Genomic DNA, 13,497 nt, shown 5'->3' on the forward strand with positions numbered 1-13,497 from the left:
TTTTGCCATCCAGTAATTAAGACTCATGGGGCACCCTGCAAGACTAACTATTCCCTCTTATCTGGCAGAATAAAGGCCATGGATCCCTATTAGTCAGATGAGATGTTTAAATGTTAATAATTAGAGAAAAATTAGAGAGTACACATTAAAAAGTCAAAGTTTTTATACAGCAAGGAGGAATAGTCATGAGCAGCAATAAAGCAGCTATTATAACAGGTGCAGGAAGCGGAATAGGACAATCAACAGCGGTACGTTTAGCAAAAGAAGGTGTAGATATAGCTGTTGTCGATATAAGTGAAAAAGGCGGTAATGAAACAGTCGAGATGGTTAAAGGGCTGGGTGCCAATGCTATCTTTATTAAAGCTGATGTCTCCAGGAAAGAAGAAGTTAAAAATTATGTAGATAAGACCCTTGAAGAATTCGGCAAGATAGATTATTTCTTCAATAATGCGGGTATTTCCGGCAGCGGCCAATTCTTTCTTAACACAAGTGCAGAAGAAATTGAGCAAATTGTTGGCATCAACCTCATGGGAGCGCTGTATGGCGTCCGCTATGTTGCTGAAGAGATGCTGAAGAAAGGCGGTGGTTCAATCGTTAATACCGCTTCCAGTGCAGGTGTAATCGGGCAGGATTCTGTTGTAACATATTCCGCAACAAAGCATGGTATCGTTGGATTAACGAAGAGCATGGTTGCTGAGTATGCAAAAGATGGTTTAAGAGTAAACGCTATTGCTCCAGGTCCGACTGAAACTCCCATGGTTAAGGCCTTTTATGAGGCAAATCCTGAAATGAAGGAGAATGCAACAGGCGGCATTCCCCAAAAGCGTTTAGGAACACCGGAAGAAGTAGCAGAGCTTGTCACTTTCCTTCTAACTTCCAAAGCAGAATATATTAATGGTGAAGTAATCAGAATTGACGGCGGCTTCACTAATACTAAATAGCAATAAGAATATGGCATAAAGCAGAGGGACCCCCTCTGCTTTTCATTATCTATCTGTATATACCTATAATACTAAAAGCAGCACACTATCCTGCCTCACTTAAGCATTCTTCAGGGAGCTAAACTTCTGCCCGGTTCTTTTGCATGGAAATGAATATATTGGTGATGATTTTAGCGACGAGGAAAAAAGCAATATAACATAAGAACAAATGGAAATAATTCACGCCCTTGAACATTCTGAAAAAATCTAAGCTGACTAATATAGGCTTAATGACAAAAGCAAATACAGCAGATAATAGCAATGAATATAAATAAAAGTTCTTCTTGTGGTTTAATGTCCACTGGTAAAGAAGGATGAACGTAACAGGAACAAATGATGCATCCAGGGCAAAGCTCGGGAGGACAGGCAGCAGTTCATAAGGATACTCCCACAGACCCAGCCTGATTCCGATTGAATTCGTATAAGCAAACCAAATATGATAATTCAGTCCATAAAAACCCAGGAGCAGTATTTTACTTCGGTCAATTTTAAAATACAGAAGGATCAGCGGGACAATAAGAATAATAATTACTGCCCATAGCTGCCAATCATTAAAGCTCGAATACTCTTTCCAATATTCAATCTGCTCACTGGAAAGAGCCCCTGCCTTTTCTCTTATATCCTTAAGCATCTCCCGCTGTCTCTCACCCATCAAATACACACCTTTACTTTGAATTTAGTTCTGTTATTCATGCCATGCTGATTTTTGGCCCATCTGTGAAACTTTGTTTAGCACAGCATGATAATGGGATACAAGAATAGGTTTTGGTGTTACGGAACAAATTATTCCAAGATGCATTAGAAAAGCGGACTCAAAAAAGAACGCAGACTATAAATGCCGTGTTCAAAGGCAATGTCTTATAAATCCTGCCAAAAAGCCTTAAAAACACTCTCCTGGAATGGCATCTATGAAGTGACAGCAGCCAAGACAGCCATTTAAGCTGGAAATATGCTTCTTTGTCATAAAACGAAAAAATGCCAGCTGCAATGAGCCGGCATTTACCTGGAAAACGGTAAGAACATATTTAATTGCTGTCCTGATTGACCAGTTCAACTATGTCCTTAATCGTATAATCTTTCAAATATTCGCCAAGATGCTCTTCTGCTCCGATGAAGATGCTGAAGAGAACGTTCCGCATATTGGCCCCTACTATGCATTGTTCGTTGGATTCCGGACATTTTGGCTGCAATGCGCCTTCAGAGGTGATTTTATAGATATCCCATAAACTGACCTCATCCAGCTCCCTTGCAAAAATAAATCCTCCGCCGGTGCCTTCCTTGGATTTGATAAAGCCATTCCTTTTTAAAAGGCTCAATACTTTACGGATCCGTACAGGATGGACCCCGGCGCTCTTGGAAATTGCCTCGCTTGTAGACATCCGGTCCAGCTGCAGCGCAAGATAGGCCAGGCTGTGAATGGCTAGTGTAAAGTCGCTGTTCATGGATAGCCTCCTAACTAAGCAGAGTTCCAAGCCATTCTGCTGTTTTATGCATCAGCAGATCAGTTGGCCAAATTCTGCATTTGCATGAATGAGAATGTGCGCAGTTTCCGCGGAAGGAAACTTCTGATTTCTTCATCATTATATCCGACCTGCAGCCTTTTTTCATCAATGATGATCGGCCTTCTAAGCATCTGCGGATTGTCAGCAATCAACTGATACAGCTCTTTAAGCGGAAGAGAATCTATTTCCATATCCAGCTGCTGATAAGCTTTTGATTTGGTTGAGATGATTTCTTCAGTCCCATTTTCCGTCATGCGCAGAATGGATTTAATTTCTTCAACAGAAAGCGGTTCGTTAATGATGTTTCTTTCAGTATACTCAATATTATGCTCTTCAAGCCATGCCTTTGCTTTGCGGCAGGATGTACAGCTGGATGATACATATAGATTGACCATTAATCATGCACTCCTTTAATGAAGATATAATGTTATATAGTGATTATTTTATGATTATAATTAAAGTGTAAAATAAAAAGTTACAGTTGCAGCAAAAAAATAAATACAAATTTAAATCCCTTACTGTAATTTTAATATTTACAGTTGAAAAAGTCAACCTGTTTCTTGCTTAGGGATCTGGTCATTGCATGATCTTTTACCAGCCCCCAGCGAGCTTCTTGATCCTAGTATAAAAGAAGAATACGTATTGTGACGGATTACTCCTTAGCCAGAGCTTCATGATCGGCAGCTGCAGGAGGTGCTTCAAACCAGGCATTTTTAATCATAAGCTGCATGCCATCCTCAGCGATCAGAGCAATTTCTACATTCATTCTGGTATATGCAGAAACAATATCCCTTCTTTGGCTGAGGGCTGCTGCTTCGCCATAATAACTGATTGCTGCCGACAAAAGGCCAGTTATATGGAAAAGCATCAGCTTATCAGAAAATGGCGGCACAGTTGAATCTGTCACTTCCGATTCAAAGACTTTGGGGACATGCAGGTTCTCTTCTTTCAGTAATGATGCAAGTATTTCAAAGTGCTTTACACAAAGCCCTCTTGCCCTTTCCATGTACGCCCTCACATCATTGGATTTGCAAACCTGGCTGAAGCCGAGCTCTAATACCATCTTCACCATCGTCTTCTGCATATTCAGAAAGACACCGCTGATTTCAATCGCATTAATGGGCCTGCGTTTTCCAAGCCAGCCCTTCATATAACCGTTTTTGATAAAATGCACTTTCTGTTTATTATGGAGCGTTGGAGCTTTATCAATTATACCTTTTTGAAGAGCCACCTCGGTAGTGCGGTCATACAGCTCCAGAGCTTCTGAGGTACATTGCATAAAGTATTGCCTGATATCCTTCCGTGAGCATACTGACGTCGCGCCTGCATATCTTGTAAGCCCATGAAGTGCCATGATATGTAAATAAACGATTTTAAAAGCATCCGTAAATAATCCAGGGGCATCTGCATTTACATCTTCTTCAGAAAAGCCTATCGGCAGAGGCTGATTCTCACTTTTCAGGAGCTTTTTAGTCTTTTCTAAATGCCGCTCTGACAGTTCAAGGGCGAACTCAAACACTTCCCGGATATTTTTGTCTTCTGCATCTTTCAGCATATGCTGAAGCACACAGCTTGATAAACTGTCATTTATGTATTGCGACCATATGACAGCATATTCAGAAGCATTCATTTTTGTTTGGTGCTGGATCTGTTCCATGCATTTCCCTCCCTGCTGTATATCCGTTATTTTTAACTTTTTTAATAAAATTATTTATCTTTAAACATAAAGGGAGGGTGCAGGTTTTTATTTCTATTCTGCCATTCATACAAAAAGGCCAAATCCCATGATCCGGCCCCGCTCAATTTTAAACCTTATTCCCTGACAAGAGTGCATCCAGTTTTCTCAGCTGAGAAGAGAACCCCTCAGCAGCCCCCATATCGATGATCTGCCTGATAGCTCCGCTGGAGGGAAATTCAGTGACGGACACATACTTGGTTTTCCCCTCTTCTTCACTAAATGTTGCCGTAATCAGGGTTTTTGGCAATGATTCATTAATATTTCCTTCTTCATCGGAGAAAGCATCAGTATGGACAATTTTCTCTGGTGCCGAGATTTCCTTATAGACAGCAAGCCCCCAAGATTCCATCCCATAAAATTCGCCCTGGCTTTTGTCCTTGCAGGTCATACCATAATGCCATATCCCGCCAGGTTCAAATTCAAATTTCTTATTCTTCGTTTCCCAGCCCTCAGGACCCCACCAGCTTTCCAGCAATTTGGAATCTGAGAATGCTTTAAATACTTCCTCCCTTGGCGCATCAAAAATCCACTCCATTATCAGGTTATTGCCTTCTTCCCTCATAATCAGCTTTCCGCTCATTTATTTCTGCCTCCCTTTTCGTTTATTCCGCGCTGCCTTTAACTTCTGTCCGTGTTTATATTCAACAGGCAGTAAGCATTTCCTTTAGGCAGGCTTCAATACATTTCGACAATTCTCTCTCAGAATGGCACCTGCACAATCAGCTCATTGCTGCATAGTTTATTGGAAATAACATTCCCTGGGAGAAAATGAACATGACTGCTTATCTGGATTACACTTCCCCGTCCCTTGCGTACGCTTTCGATGTGAATAAAAGCCCCCTTATGAAAAAAGACAAACATAACTTTATCAATATTCTGGGGATTGCCCAGCTGAATACCCTTGAAAATGTTTCCCTGCTTGATATATTTCTAAGCACCGGCAATGCTGTAGAACCCCATTACCACCAGAACGCTGCAGAATTGGTCTACTGCATATCCGGAAAGGCCACTGTTTCCCTGCTGAATCCTTTTACAAAGAATATCCAAAACTATACGATCGGACCAGGACAGGTTGCCAATGTACCGCAAGGCTGGTGGCATTACGAAGTAGCCCTGCAGGATAACACGCATCTTCTTGCTATTTTTAATGCACCTACGCCTGAAGTGATACTTGGTTCTGATATCCTGAAATTCACACCGGCCAATATTATGGCAAATACCTACTGTATAGATGAAAATCAGTGGAATGAGACGGTTGCCCAAGTGCAGCCTACAGCCTATATCGGACCCGCCAATAGCTGCAGCAAATCCAATAAAATGGCGCGCAGGCACCATTATTCTTATGGACATCAGGGTTCAACTTCCCAGCGATCCGCTTATAGCAGAGCAGGATACTGGCCCGTATATCCAGGATGAATGCTTTGATTCCACAAAAGGATTATTAAATTTAAATGCATCCCCAAAAAGAGGATAAATAAAATCCGCCGCTTTTATTAATAGAAAGTGGCGGACACCTTGACAGAGTTAAGAATAATTTTATTCATAGTTGTTTCTCTTCTTTACTTTTGCTGTACTTTTTCCCGGCTCCAGAACCTATGAATACAGTAAACATAATGCAGGAAAAGGTATAGACTCTCTCGTCTTCAATGGGGACAAGCTCAGTGAGCAACAGCCATGCTGCAAAAGGGAGTGTGATCGCCAATGCCCCGGCTGCCATTGTGCCTAATCTGTTGAAAAGTTTTTCACGAATTTTAAAGACAGGCTCTATTGCGAACTCTAAAAAGAGAGCCAGAGCTAATGGAATGGTTATAAACATCCTATTTTCCTTTCCATATTCCATAAATCCGGCCTTTTTTAATAATCCGGATACGAAGGTTCTTTTTTCTTATTCGCTGCCAGGATCAAAATTCCGGAAGTTATCAGGAGGCCGGGAATAATTAATGTGGGCAGACTCAATACACCAACGACAATAAAAATAACCGCTGCGGCTTTAGGATTTTTCTTTATAGTTAAAATGCCGGCCAGGTTAAGGAACAGCATAAGGAGCCAAAAAACGAGAAATATAATAAGCACAACCTCGACAAAATCCATAGTGCCGTCCGCTATTTCCCTGGCTGCTGCCGTTCCATCCTGCCCTGACATTTCCCGCTGGAATTTTGGATCGCTGCTGATAAGTTCAGTTAAAACATTCGCCGTATACCCCCTTGATACGAGGAAATAGAAGAGCCCTGCAGTAAAGTTTATCAAGACCGTGATGCCAAAAGAAATAAATCCCAGCAGTTTAGGCACCCTATAAGTTTCTTCTGCCAACTTTTTTCTCTCCCTGCTCAATCTGTATTTTTTCATTTATTTGAGTTTTTAGACAAACACACTTTTGGATTCCCACCAGGAATCATTTTCCTTTTTCATTGTAATCTTTGCCTCTTTATTATTCAATACTTCCGGTTATTCTTGTGCCAGGCAAATTCATTGCCTTTAAATAAGCGGACCTTTATATGGGATTTTCGGCATATTGATAAAGTCATAGCCGGCAATCTCATCTGCCTTAGTCAGGTATGCATGCAGACTTTCCACCAGCATCAAGTTCGGGATGCTGGTTTCTTTTTCTTTTATCAAAATGATCGGCTTTTGCAGTGCATACGCATATCCTAGCTCAAAGGCTGTCCCGCTGTCCACGGAATTTTCTTCATAGTCGTGAATGGCAACTACCACGTCAGCACGCCGCAAATATCTTAAATCATTCTGGAAAACAGTCTTCCTCCAGGGATCAGAAGCGAAAGTCAGCTGCGGGAACTGGTAAAACCTCGCCGAGAAGAAATCAGCCACATAGGGATTCTTCCTCAGTGCATTCTCGAGCCTTCCGATCCTTTCCAGCTGCTCTTCATTAAAAAAGGGGCTGGCGATAAAAACTCTTACCGTCCTGAAAAATTGATTATTTTCCATTGTTATTCCTCCGCATTTTTTTGTATATATATGTGCCGAAGGAATGTGATTATGTTAAATCCTTTCATTCGTCATCCTCATTATACAAAGCTGCCTGTTTCAGCCGCAGCCGGTAAATGTAAAAGACAGGTATTCCGCCGCAAACTGCGATAATCACACCCAGGACCAGACCATCATCCCATCCATAGCCAGGTGTAATGCTGATCAAATATGAAATGATGGCAGCCCCTCCGAGAATGGCTGCTATGCTTAAAATAAATAGCTTTTTCGGGTTTTTTCCCTGTCTCTCATGCTCTACGCTAACACTCATGGATAGATAAGCAAATACAACCGAGGTTCCGATAAAAACAAGCCAAAGCGGATTCCCACGCATAGCTTCCATGCCGCCTTGCATTAAATCGTATGCAAGAATGCAAAGGATTCCCAGCGTCTGGACGATATAGACTATCCGTACATGCTCCAAATTCCTTTGCTTCAAACGTTCATCAGTCATTTTTTTCATCTCAGCTCCTCCTCTTCCACCCAAAATAATTCGTCCAGCTTTGACTGGACTGCATAGCAGATCTGCAGGCACAGCTTTAAAGAAGGATTATACTTGCCCTTTTCAATCAAGCTGATCGTCTGCCTTGTAATTCCCACCCGGTCCGCCAGCTCTTGCTGGGTCAGCTCTGCCTGCAGCCGGGCCTGCTTTACATTATTTTTCATATATTTTTCCTCCACCCAGAATGTAACATATATATTCCTTTTTGTAAATTATATATTCCATTCTCATATGTGGAGTCTTACGAAAAAAAAGAGACAGGGTCGCCTGTCTCTTCAAACTTCTGCTAATGTTCTTCTCCCCGGTATTCGAGAATATCTCCCGGCTGGCAGTCCAGCGCCCTGCAGATGCTGTCAAGCGTGGAAAGCCGCACTGCCTTTGCTTTGCCGTTCTTTAGTATTGAGAGATTGGCCATGGTAATACCCACCCGCTCGGACAGCTCTGTAACACTCATTTTCCTTTTTGCCAGCATAACATCTATGTTAATGATTATTGCCATTCCTTCACCTCAGATAGTCAGTTCATTTTCATTTTTCATGGTTAGGGCGCTCCGCAGAAGCTCCTTCAGGACAGCTGCAAACACACTGATGACAAAAGAACAGAAAGCAATGGCTGCACCCATAAGGAAGACTCCTGGATGAAGGGCCCCGGCAGCTCCAACTCCGATGATCCCGGCAGCATATATAAGCCCCAAAGCAATGCCGCAATTCCTGATGCAGCGCAGCGACTGCACAGAGAAATCGGAAAAAGCAGTCTGCCCTTCAATGTATCTTAATAATTTCCATGATTCATACAGTGCAATGTAAAATGGAATCGCGGCCGCATACATGCCCAAAAGGACCGGCCATTTCAAATAAGCAAACTCAGGGTTCTCTGCAGCTGCATCACCTGCAAGTCCAGGCAGAAGAAAAATACAGAGGAGTGCCACGATCAACCCCATAATAAGGATGGCGGCTTTCAGGAAACTCGTTATAGCCTTGTTCATAAGGTACCTCCGGTTTAAGGATTATTAATAATATACTAATACAACATTTATCGTATTTCAATAAAAAAGGAGCATATGTCAGTAAAAGTTCATCGAAATTTAATATTAAACCATTGACTTCATTTATTGATTTACGATAAATTATCTTTACATATCAATAATGGAGGCGGTAAGTCGTGACATCCTTTTTACTTTTGGGAATCATCGGAGTTGCTTTTTTGCTTATTCTGTACAAAAGAAAACCCGCACTTGAGGGGAGTGCAGCCAATCGGAAGATGGTGCATTTATTGAGTCAGGCTCCCTGGTTTCAAAGCCATTGGAGAGCTGGTTTGTTTTTATTTGTTACCAATGCACTGCTATTTGCGGCAACACTCTTGATTTTGTATTCGCTGCTGTTTTTGAATATCCCTTATATTCACCTGCTGATCATGTTCCTGGCAGCAGCCTTCAGCATCCGCTTATGGCTTGATATAAAACTGGCTTGGAGAGGCGCTGCAAAAGAGCGGTTGAAAGCGGGCTTGATTGGAAGCAGCTTTTATCTGATTATTTTCGTTATCTTTCTCTATCAGTTTGCATCGGCAGAGCCTGAATTTCCTGGTGATGATCCCTTCATGCGGGCCATCGGTTTCTTCTTTGGAATGATTGTGGCTGCCACAGCAGCGATTTCCTGTGTAGCAGCTATAGGATTTTCCAGTAAAGGACATGAAAAAAGGCAGATATAGCATCTGCCAGAACATTACCGTATATATTGCACCGGCGGGACAGACTGTATCAGAATCAATCCATCATACTGTTCAGCCGGAACGAGGGTATTTGGATACGAACTCAGCAGTATCAAGCTGACAATCAGCATTGCTGCTCATGATAGACATTCAAATAGTGCTCCCTTATATTATAGATTTAAAGAACTGCGCGAGACAGTTCTTTCTATTACCAAGCAATTCTAAAGACCTTTTTCAAAGCAGACACATTCATGCACCCGTTTAAATCTCTTTTTAATTACTGCGGTTTCTTCCCCTGTATAATGGGCAAAAACCTGCACAGGATGCAGATTCTTCAAGCCTGCAGAGACAGCACCTTTCAGCTCGGAATCTCCTTCCATATAAACATGCAAGTACGATTCTTTTTGAACGAAGCCGTTGCTCTCATACCAAGCGCGAACCCAGTTATCATCACGGGTCCATGCTTCCATCCTGTTCAATCCCTGTTCCCTGGCGAGCCTTTCTGCTTCCTCCAGCAGGGCTGATCCAATTCCCCTCCGCCTAAAGTCGGGGTGGACAGCAATATGCCAAATCATGCCGCCCAGCCCGGTTCCGCGGGAGCAAACCGTCCTTTCTTCTTTCTCATATTCCAGATCAAGCAGCCCTGCTATCATTCCGTCCACTTCGGCAATAAGCTCAATCGCCGGATTTTCGTATCGTTCCTTTTCACGCAAAACATTGTCAAAATAAGCCGTATCCAAAAATGACAGCACCCTGCAGCGGACCCAGCCTTTCTCATCTTCCGGCTGATAGGTTTTGATAATCATAAATTCCTCCTTCAGGGCCGCTTACAGCAAGGCCCCTATTCCTTCTTTAAAAATATTCTTTGGCTGATACGACAAGTTCCTGAAATTCCTCTTTGGCTATTCAAGAGGCATCACCTCCAAAATTTTCATGATCTTACATTGAAAAATTGTTACCATGGAATGGTTCTTTATCAGGTATGGAAAATCCTTCTAAATCCTTAAATAGCCAACAAAAAGTAAGGGATATTCTTTAAACAAAAAAAGGCCCTCACATTTGGAGGACCTGATAGGCTTTTTAATGGATGCTTCTCTTTTTAAAACGTCCGCCCCTCACCTCAGTGATGTCAGCTATCGCTAAAAAGGCGGACGGATCAAGTTCTTCAAGGATACTGGTGAGCTTGGATTCTTCCAGTCTGTTGATGATGCAGAATATTACTTTTTTGTCGTCTCCTGTGTATGCGCCTTCCCCTTTCAGGTACGTGACACCGCGTCCCAGCCGGTCATTGATGGTATCGCCGATTATGTCAGCTTCTTCGCTGATGATCCAGACCGATTTGGATGCTTCGAGGCCGTCAGCGACAATATCAATCGCTTTTGCAGCGATGACATAGGCGAGTATAGAATACATGGCCCGGTCCCATGTGTAGACAAAGCCTGCAGAGCTCAGAATGAAGAAGTTGATGAACATGACGATTTCCCCGACAGAAAAAGGGACACGCTTGCTGATGACGATGGACAGAACTTCAGTCCCGTCAAGCGCTCCGCCATTGCGGATGACAAGCCCTACGCCAATTCCGAGGAAAATGCCGCCGAAAATTGTGGCTAAAAGAATATCCTCTGTAAAAGGAGGGATTGGGTGAAAGAATGAAGCAAAAAGGGAGAGCATGATGATGCCGTAAATGGCAGAAAGCGAAAATGTTTTGCCCATCTGCTTGTAGCCTAAATAAATGAAGGGCAAGTTCAAGACGAATAAAAATAAACCCAGCTTGATTCCTGTAATATGAGAAAGCATAATGGATATGCCTGTGATTCCGCCGTCAATTACCTGGTTGGGGATCAGGAAAATTTCAAGCCCGGTAGCCATCAGCAAAGCACCAAGCGTTATAAATACCATGCGCTGGATAATCTTGAGCCTGGAAAGCTTTTTATGACCCTTCTTTAATGTTATAAGTTCTTCCAAGTGGCACACCTCTATATTGTATTTGTTTTCAATTATACCTTAAGTCTGCTATTTTAGAGGTGTTTGAGGATCGGTTGATTGTTCACCGGACTTCCTCTCAATTTTAAAAAATCCGCAATTCCCTAACCAGATTTGCCACTTCAGCCGGCCTTACAGGCAAATCTGCCAATAAACCGATATCCACCCAAAGCGGCTCATAGGTGCCGCGGCCCTTTGCCAATTCGAATTCTTCTCCTGTCCCGCTCCCAAAAATACCAGCCCTCATCTCTGCAAAATAAAAATATTGCGGTCCATCAAAATCATGACGGACCAGCAGTCTGCCAACCTTCACTTCAATTCCCAGTTCTTCAAGGACTTCACGTGCTGCTGCCTCCTCAGCCAGCTCTCCAGGCTCTGCCCCTCCGCCGGGGAACACATAATATTCTTCACTTTCCCGGATCCGCTTAATGAGTGCCACTTTACCATCTTTTACAATAACTGCCCTGCCGCAGATTCTCATTTCTCTCTACTTCCCCTTCAATAAAATTGTTCAGAAAGCTTTACAATTTCTCTAATGACAGAACCAGCCTCTTCATTATTTTTTATAACAAAAAGATAATCTGCTTCATCTTCGGCGGGGTCTTCCTTACGGGCAGCCTGCTGCCGCTCCAGCACCTCTTTAAAGGTGGCTGCATTCCTGAAAATATTAGTGCTCCTGTTGCTTTCTGCAGCTCTTGCTTCCAGAATGGAATCCGGGATTTGGAAATGAACCATAATCCGGAAGAAATCTTCACTCGGAAATAGTTCATTCAATAGATAGTCCCTGTCTTTCCTGCTGAGATTAGAATTGCAGATGATCATATCCAGGCTGGTATTTTCTTTTGCATATTCGACAATAAATTTTGATAGCCCGTGCTTGAGGGTATTCGGCCCGCTTACAGGCTGAAGAGCTTCATAATATGTATGGATAAATGCCGCGTGGTTATCCTGGTCCATCACAAAAGAGCCTTTCAGCTCTTTCTTCAATTCTCCCGCAAATGTGCTTTTTCCGCTGTGTGTTTTCCCGACGGTCATGATTACAAATCGTTTCACAGTTTCAGCTCCCACTCGTAAAATCAGACAAAAAAAGGACCAGGAGGCCCTTTTACTGCGATACCATAAATTTCTCCTTGAATGAAGGACTCAGCTCGCTCCATACATCGAACAGATTGCCGTCCGGATCCCTGAACACAAAGTTCCTGCCAGCGTGTCCCCTCTCCTCGATCTCGCCTGTATGGACTCCTTGTTCACTGAACTCCTGATGAACCGCTTCAAGGGCAGCCTGCCCATCCACTTCAAACGTCAGAGAAAACCTTTCCGCTCCCGAAGCATCTGTGAAATTACTAGTTTGTGATTCTGCTGCTTTAACAAGAAAAAAGCTCTGGTTCGCCAAATTAAGGATAGCTTTGTCTTCATCAATATAATTCAGCTCTGCCCCCAGCTTTCCCGCATACCAATTTGCAGATGCCTGAACATCCTTAACCGGAATATAAGTAGTACCTACTCTCCAAATCTTTTTGCTCATAAGAACCCCTCCTGGAAAATTCAGTATATACAGAGATTCTCCATCCAGAAGCAGGATTCCTTTTATTCTGCTGCATTATTTGCCTTTTTTCTCGATGAAATTGAAATCCAGGCTGATGTATAAAGGATGATGATCAGGACCCCGCTGATTAGAAACAGATAAAAAGAGGCAGTCCTTCCCTCAGCAAAGCTGCTGTATGCCTGAGAAAAAGACGAGTGAAACAAAATATCCGATAAAAATCTGAAATGGCTGTATATGTTTGAACATTGCAATCCCTCCTGCTGACTGTTAGTATTATACCATAATTTCCCTTATATCTTATTCAACAGCACTGGAGGTATAGTATGTATCTAGGAGATTGGCTGATTATAATAGCCGTTGTTTTACTGACTTTGCTGGGTGTATTCTCTTTTACTCTGTTTATGCAAAGGACGGTGTCCCGTTCAGCGGCCTCCTATTCTTCTGATCAGGAGCTGCACGCCAAGCTGGATGAAATCATCAGATTGCTGAATAAGCTGGAAAAAGATAAATAATTATCTATGCCCTCCTGAACCGGGGGGTTTTCTTATTCTCCTGTT

At 42.6% G+C, this 13,497-nt stretch carries 21 protein-coding genes; 4 read left to right on the forward strand and 17 right to left on the reverse strand.

Annotation, left to right across the window (positions count from 1 at the left end; genetic code table 11):
* Positions 1-185: 185 nt before the first annotated feature.
* On the forward strand, positions 186-941 hold the full coding sequence (locus tag RBB45_RS04810; RefSeq protein ID WP_009793464.1) for an SDR family NAD(P)-dependent oxidoreductase: 756 nt from the start codon (positions 186-188) through the stop codon (positions 939-941).
* Between the two features lie 118 nt (positions 942-1,059).
* Here the strand turns inward: RBB45_RS04810 and RBB45_RS04815 are convergent, their stop codons facing one another.
* The 5 genes from RBB45_RS04815 to RBB45_RS04835 form a co-directional block, all read right to left on the reverse strand.
* On the reverse strand, positions 1,060-1,632 hold the full coding sequence (locus tag RBB45_RS04815; protein ID WP_009793463.1) for a hypothetical protein: 573 nt from the start codon (positions 1,630-1,632) through the stop codon (positions 1,060-1,062).
* Positions 1,633-2,005: 373 nt separating this feature from the next.
* The gene (locus RBB45_RS04820; RefSeq protein WP_009793461.1) at positions 2,006-2,422 is read right to left on the reverse strand and encodes an RrF2 family transcriptional regulator; all 417 of its coding nucleotides are present in this window, start codon (positions 2,420-2,422) and stop codon (positions 2,006-2,008) included.
* 59 nt (positions 2,423-2,481) lie between these two features.
* Positions 2,482-2,877: a transcriptional regulator SpxA gene (gene spxA, locus RBB45_RS04825; RefSeq protein ID WP_009793460.1), complete on the reverse strand. Its 396-nt coding sequence runs from the start codon at positions 2,875-2,877 to the stop codon at positions 2,482-2,484.
* Between the two features lie 257 nt (positions 2,878-3,134).
* On the reverse strand, positions 3,135-4,139 hold the full coding sequence (locus tag RBB45_RS04830) for a DUF3231 family protein (protein WP_306009151.1): 1,005 nt from the start codon (positions 4,137-4,139) through the stop codon (positions 3,135-3,137).
* Between the two features lie 148 nt (positions 4,140-4,287).
* Entirely contained in the window at positions 4,288-4,800 is a 513-nt protein-coding gene (locus RBB45_RS04835; protein ID WP_094767624.1) for an SRPBCC family protein, read from the reverse strand.
* A 194-nt stretch (positions 4,801-4,994) separates the two neighbouring features.
* On the opposite strand from RBB45_RS04835, the gene RBB45_RS04840 reads away from it, so the two are divergent.
* Positions 4,995-5,636 carry a cupin domain-containing protein gene (locus RBB45_RS04840; RefSeq protein WP_306009152.1) on the forward strand — a complete coding sequence of 214 codons (642 nt, stop codon included), beginning with the start codon at positions 4,995-4,997 and terminating at the stop codon, positions 5,634-5,636.
* A 124-nt stretch (positions 5,637-5,760) separates the two neighbouring features.
* Here the strand turns inward: RBB45_RS04840 and RBB45_RS04845 are convergent, their stop codons facing one another.
* The 7 genes from RBB45_RS04845 to RBB45_RS04875 form a co-directional block, all read right to left on the reverse strand.
* A complete protein-coding gene (locus tag RBB45_RS04845) occupies positions 5,761-6,060 on the reverse strand; it encodes a hypothetical protein (RefSeq protein WP_148949361.1) in 300 nt (99 codons plus the stop codon).
* A gap of 14 nt (positions 6,061-6,074) precedes the next feature.
* Positions 6,075-6,530, reverse strand: coding sequence for a DUF4064 domain-containing protein (locus RBB45_RS04850; RefSeq protein WP_306009153.1), 456 nt, complete (start codon positions 6,528-6,530; stop codon positions 6,075-6,077).
* Positions 6,531-6,695: 165 nt separating this feature from the next.
* Positions 6,696-7,163: a nucleoside 2-deoxyribosyltransferase gene (locus RBB45_RS04855; RefSeq protein WP_009793454.1), complete on the reverse strand. Its 468-nt coding sequence runs from the start codon at positions 7,161-7,163 to the stop codon at positions 6,696-6,698.
* 64 nt (positions 7,164-7,227) lie between these two features.
* Entirely contained in the window at positions 7,228-7,665 is a 438-nt protein-coding gene (locus RBB45_RS04860; protein WP_306009154.1) for a hypothetical protein, read from the reverse strand.
* On the reverse strand, positions 7,662-7,868 hold the full coding sequence (locus tag RBB45_RS04865) for a helix-turn-helix transcriptional regulator (RefSeq protein WP_306009155.1): 207 nt from the start codon (positions 7,866-7,868) through the stop codon (positions 7,662-7,664). The genes RBB45_RS04860 and RBB45_RS04865 overlap by 4 nt, the downstream gene beginning before the upstream one ends.
* A 122-nt stretch (positions 7,869-7,990) precedes the next feature.
* Entirely contained in the window at positions 7,991-8,203 is a 213-nt protein-coding gene (locus RBB45_RS04870; RefSeq protein WP_009793451.1) for a helix-turn-helix domain-containing protein, read from the reverse strand.
* A 9-nt stretch (positions 8,204-8,212) separates the two neighbouring features.
* The gene (locus tag RBB45_RS04875) at positions 8,213-8,689 is read right to left on the reverse strand and encodes a DUF2975 domain-containing protein (protein ID WP_009793450.1); all 477 of its coding nucleotides are present in this window, start codon (positions 8,687-8,689) and stop codon (positions 8,213-8,215) included.
* 329 nt (positions 8,690-9,018) lie between these two features.
* Between RBB45_RS04875 and RBB45_RS04880 the strand changes: the two genes are divergently transcribed.
* Positions 9,019-9,411 (forward strand): hypothetical protein, encoded by a 393-nt coding sequence (locus RBB45_RS04880; protein WP_222928994.1) that lies wholly within the window; start codon positions 9,019-9,021, stop codon positions 9,409-9,411.
* A 221-nt stretch (positions 9,412-9,632) separates the two neighbouring features.
* On the opposite strand, the gene RBB45_RS04885 is transcribed toward RBB45_RS04880, so the two are convergent.
* From RBB45_RS04885 to RBB45_RS04905, 5 genes are all read right to left on the reverse strand, one after another.
* Complete coding sequence (locus RBB45_RS04885; RefSeq protein ID WP_306009156.1) at positions 9,633-10,217, reverse strand: GNAT family N-acetyltransferase; 585 nt, start codon at positions 10,215-10,217, stop codon at positions 9,633-9,635.
* A 274-nt stretch (positions 10,218-10,491) separates the two neighbouring features.
* Positions 10,492-11,376: a YitT family protein gene (locus tag RBB45_RS04890; protein WP_224950519.1), complete on the reverse strand. Its 885-nt coding sequence runs from the start codon at positions 11,374-11,376 to the stop codon at positions 10,492-10,494.
* Between the two features lie 103 nt (positions 11,377-11,479).
* Complete coding sequence (locus tag RBB45_RS04895; RefSeq protein ID WP_306009157.1) at positions 11,480-11,875, reverse strand: NUDIX hydrolase; 396 nt, start codon at positions 11,873-11,875, stop codon at positions 11,480-11,482.
* A gap of 17 nt (positions 11,876-11,892) precedes the next feature.
* The gene (locus RBB45_RS04900; RefSeq protein WP_306009158.1) at positions 11,893-12,447 is read right to left on the reverse strand and encodes an AAA family ATPase; all 555 of its coding nucleotides are present in this window, start codon (positions 12,445-12,447) and stop codon (positions 11,893-11,895) included.
* Positions 12,448-12,499: 52 nt separating this feature from the next.
* Positions 12,500-12,919, reverse strand: coding sequence for a VOC family protein (locus RBB45_RS04905; RefSeq protein WP_129612695.1), 420 nt, complete (start codon positions 12,917-12,919; stop codon positions 12,500-12,502).
* Between the two features lie 344 nt (positions 12,920-13,263).
* Here RBB45_RS04905 and RBB45_RS04910 point away from each other — a divergent pair, with 344 nt between their 5' ends.
* The gene (locus RBB45_RS04910; RefSeq protein WP_306009159.1) at positions 13,264-13,452 is read left to right on the forward strand and encodes a DUF4083 domain-containing protein; all 189 of its coding nucleotides are present in this window, start codon (positions 13,264-13,266) and stop codon (positions 13,450-13,452) included.
* Positions 13,453-13,497 lie beyond the last annotated feature (45 nt).

Source organism: Bacillus sp. MMSF_3328, from assembly GCF_030733525.1.
Lineage (GTDB): Bacteria > Bacillota > Bacilli > Bacillales > Cytobacillaceae > Bacillus_AB > Bacillus_AB infantis.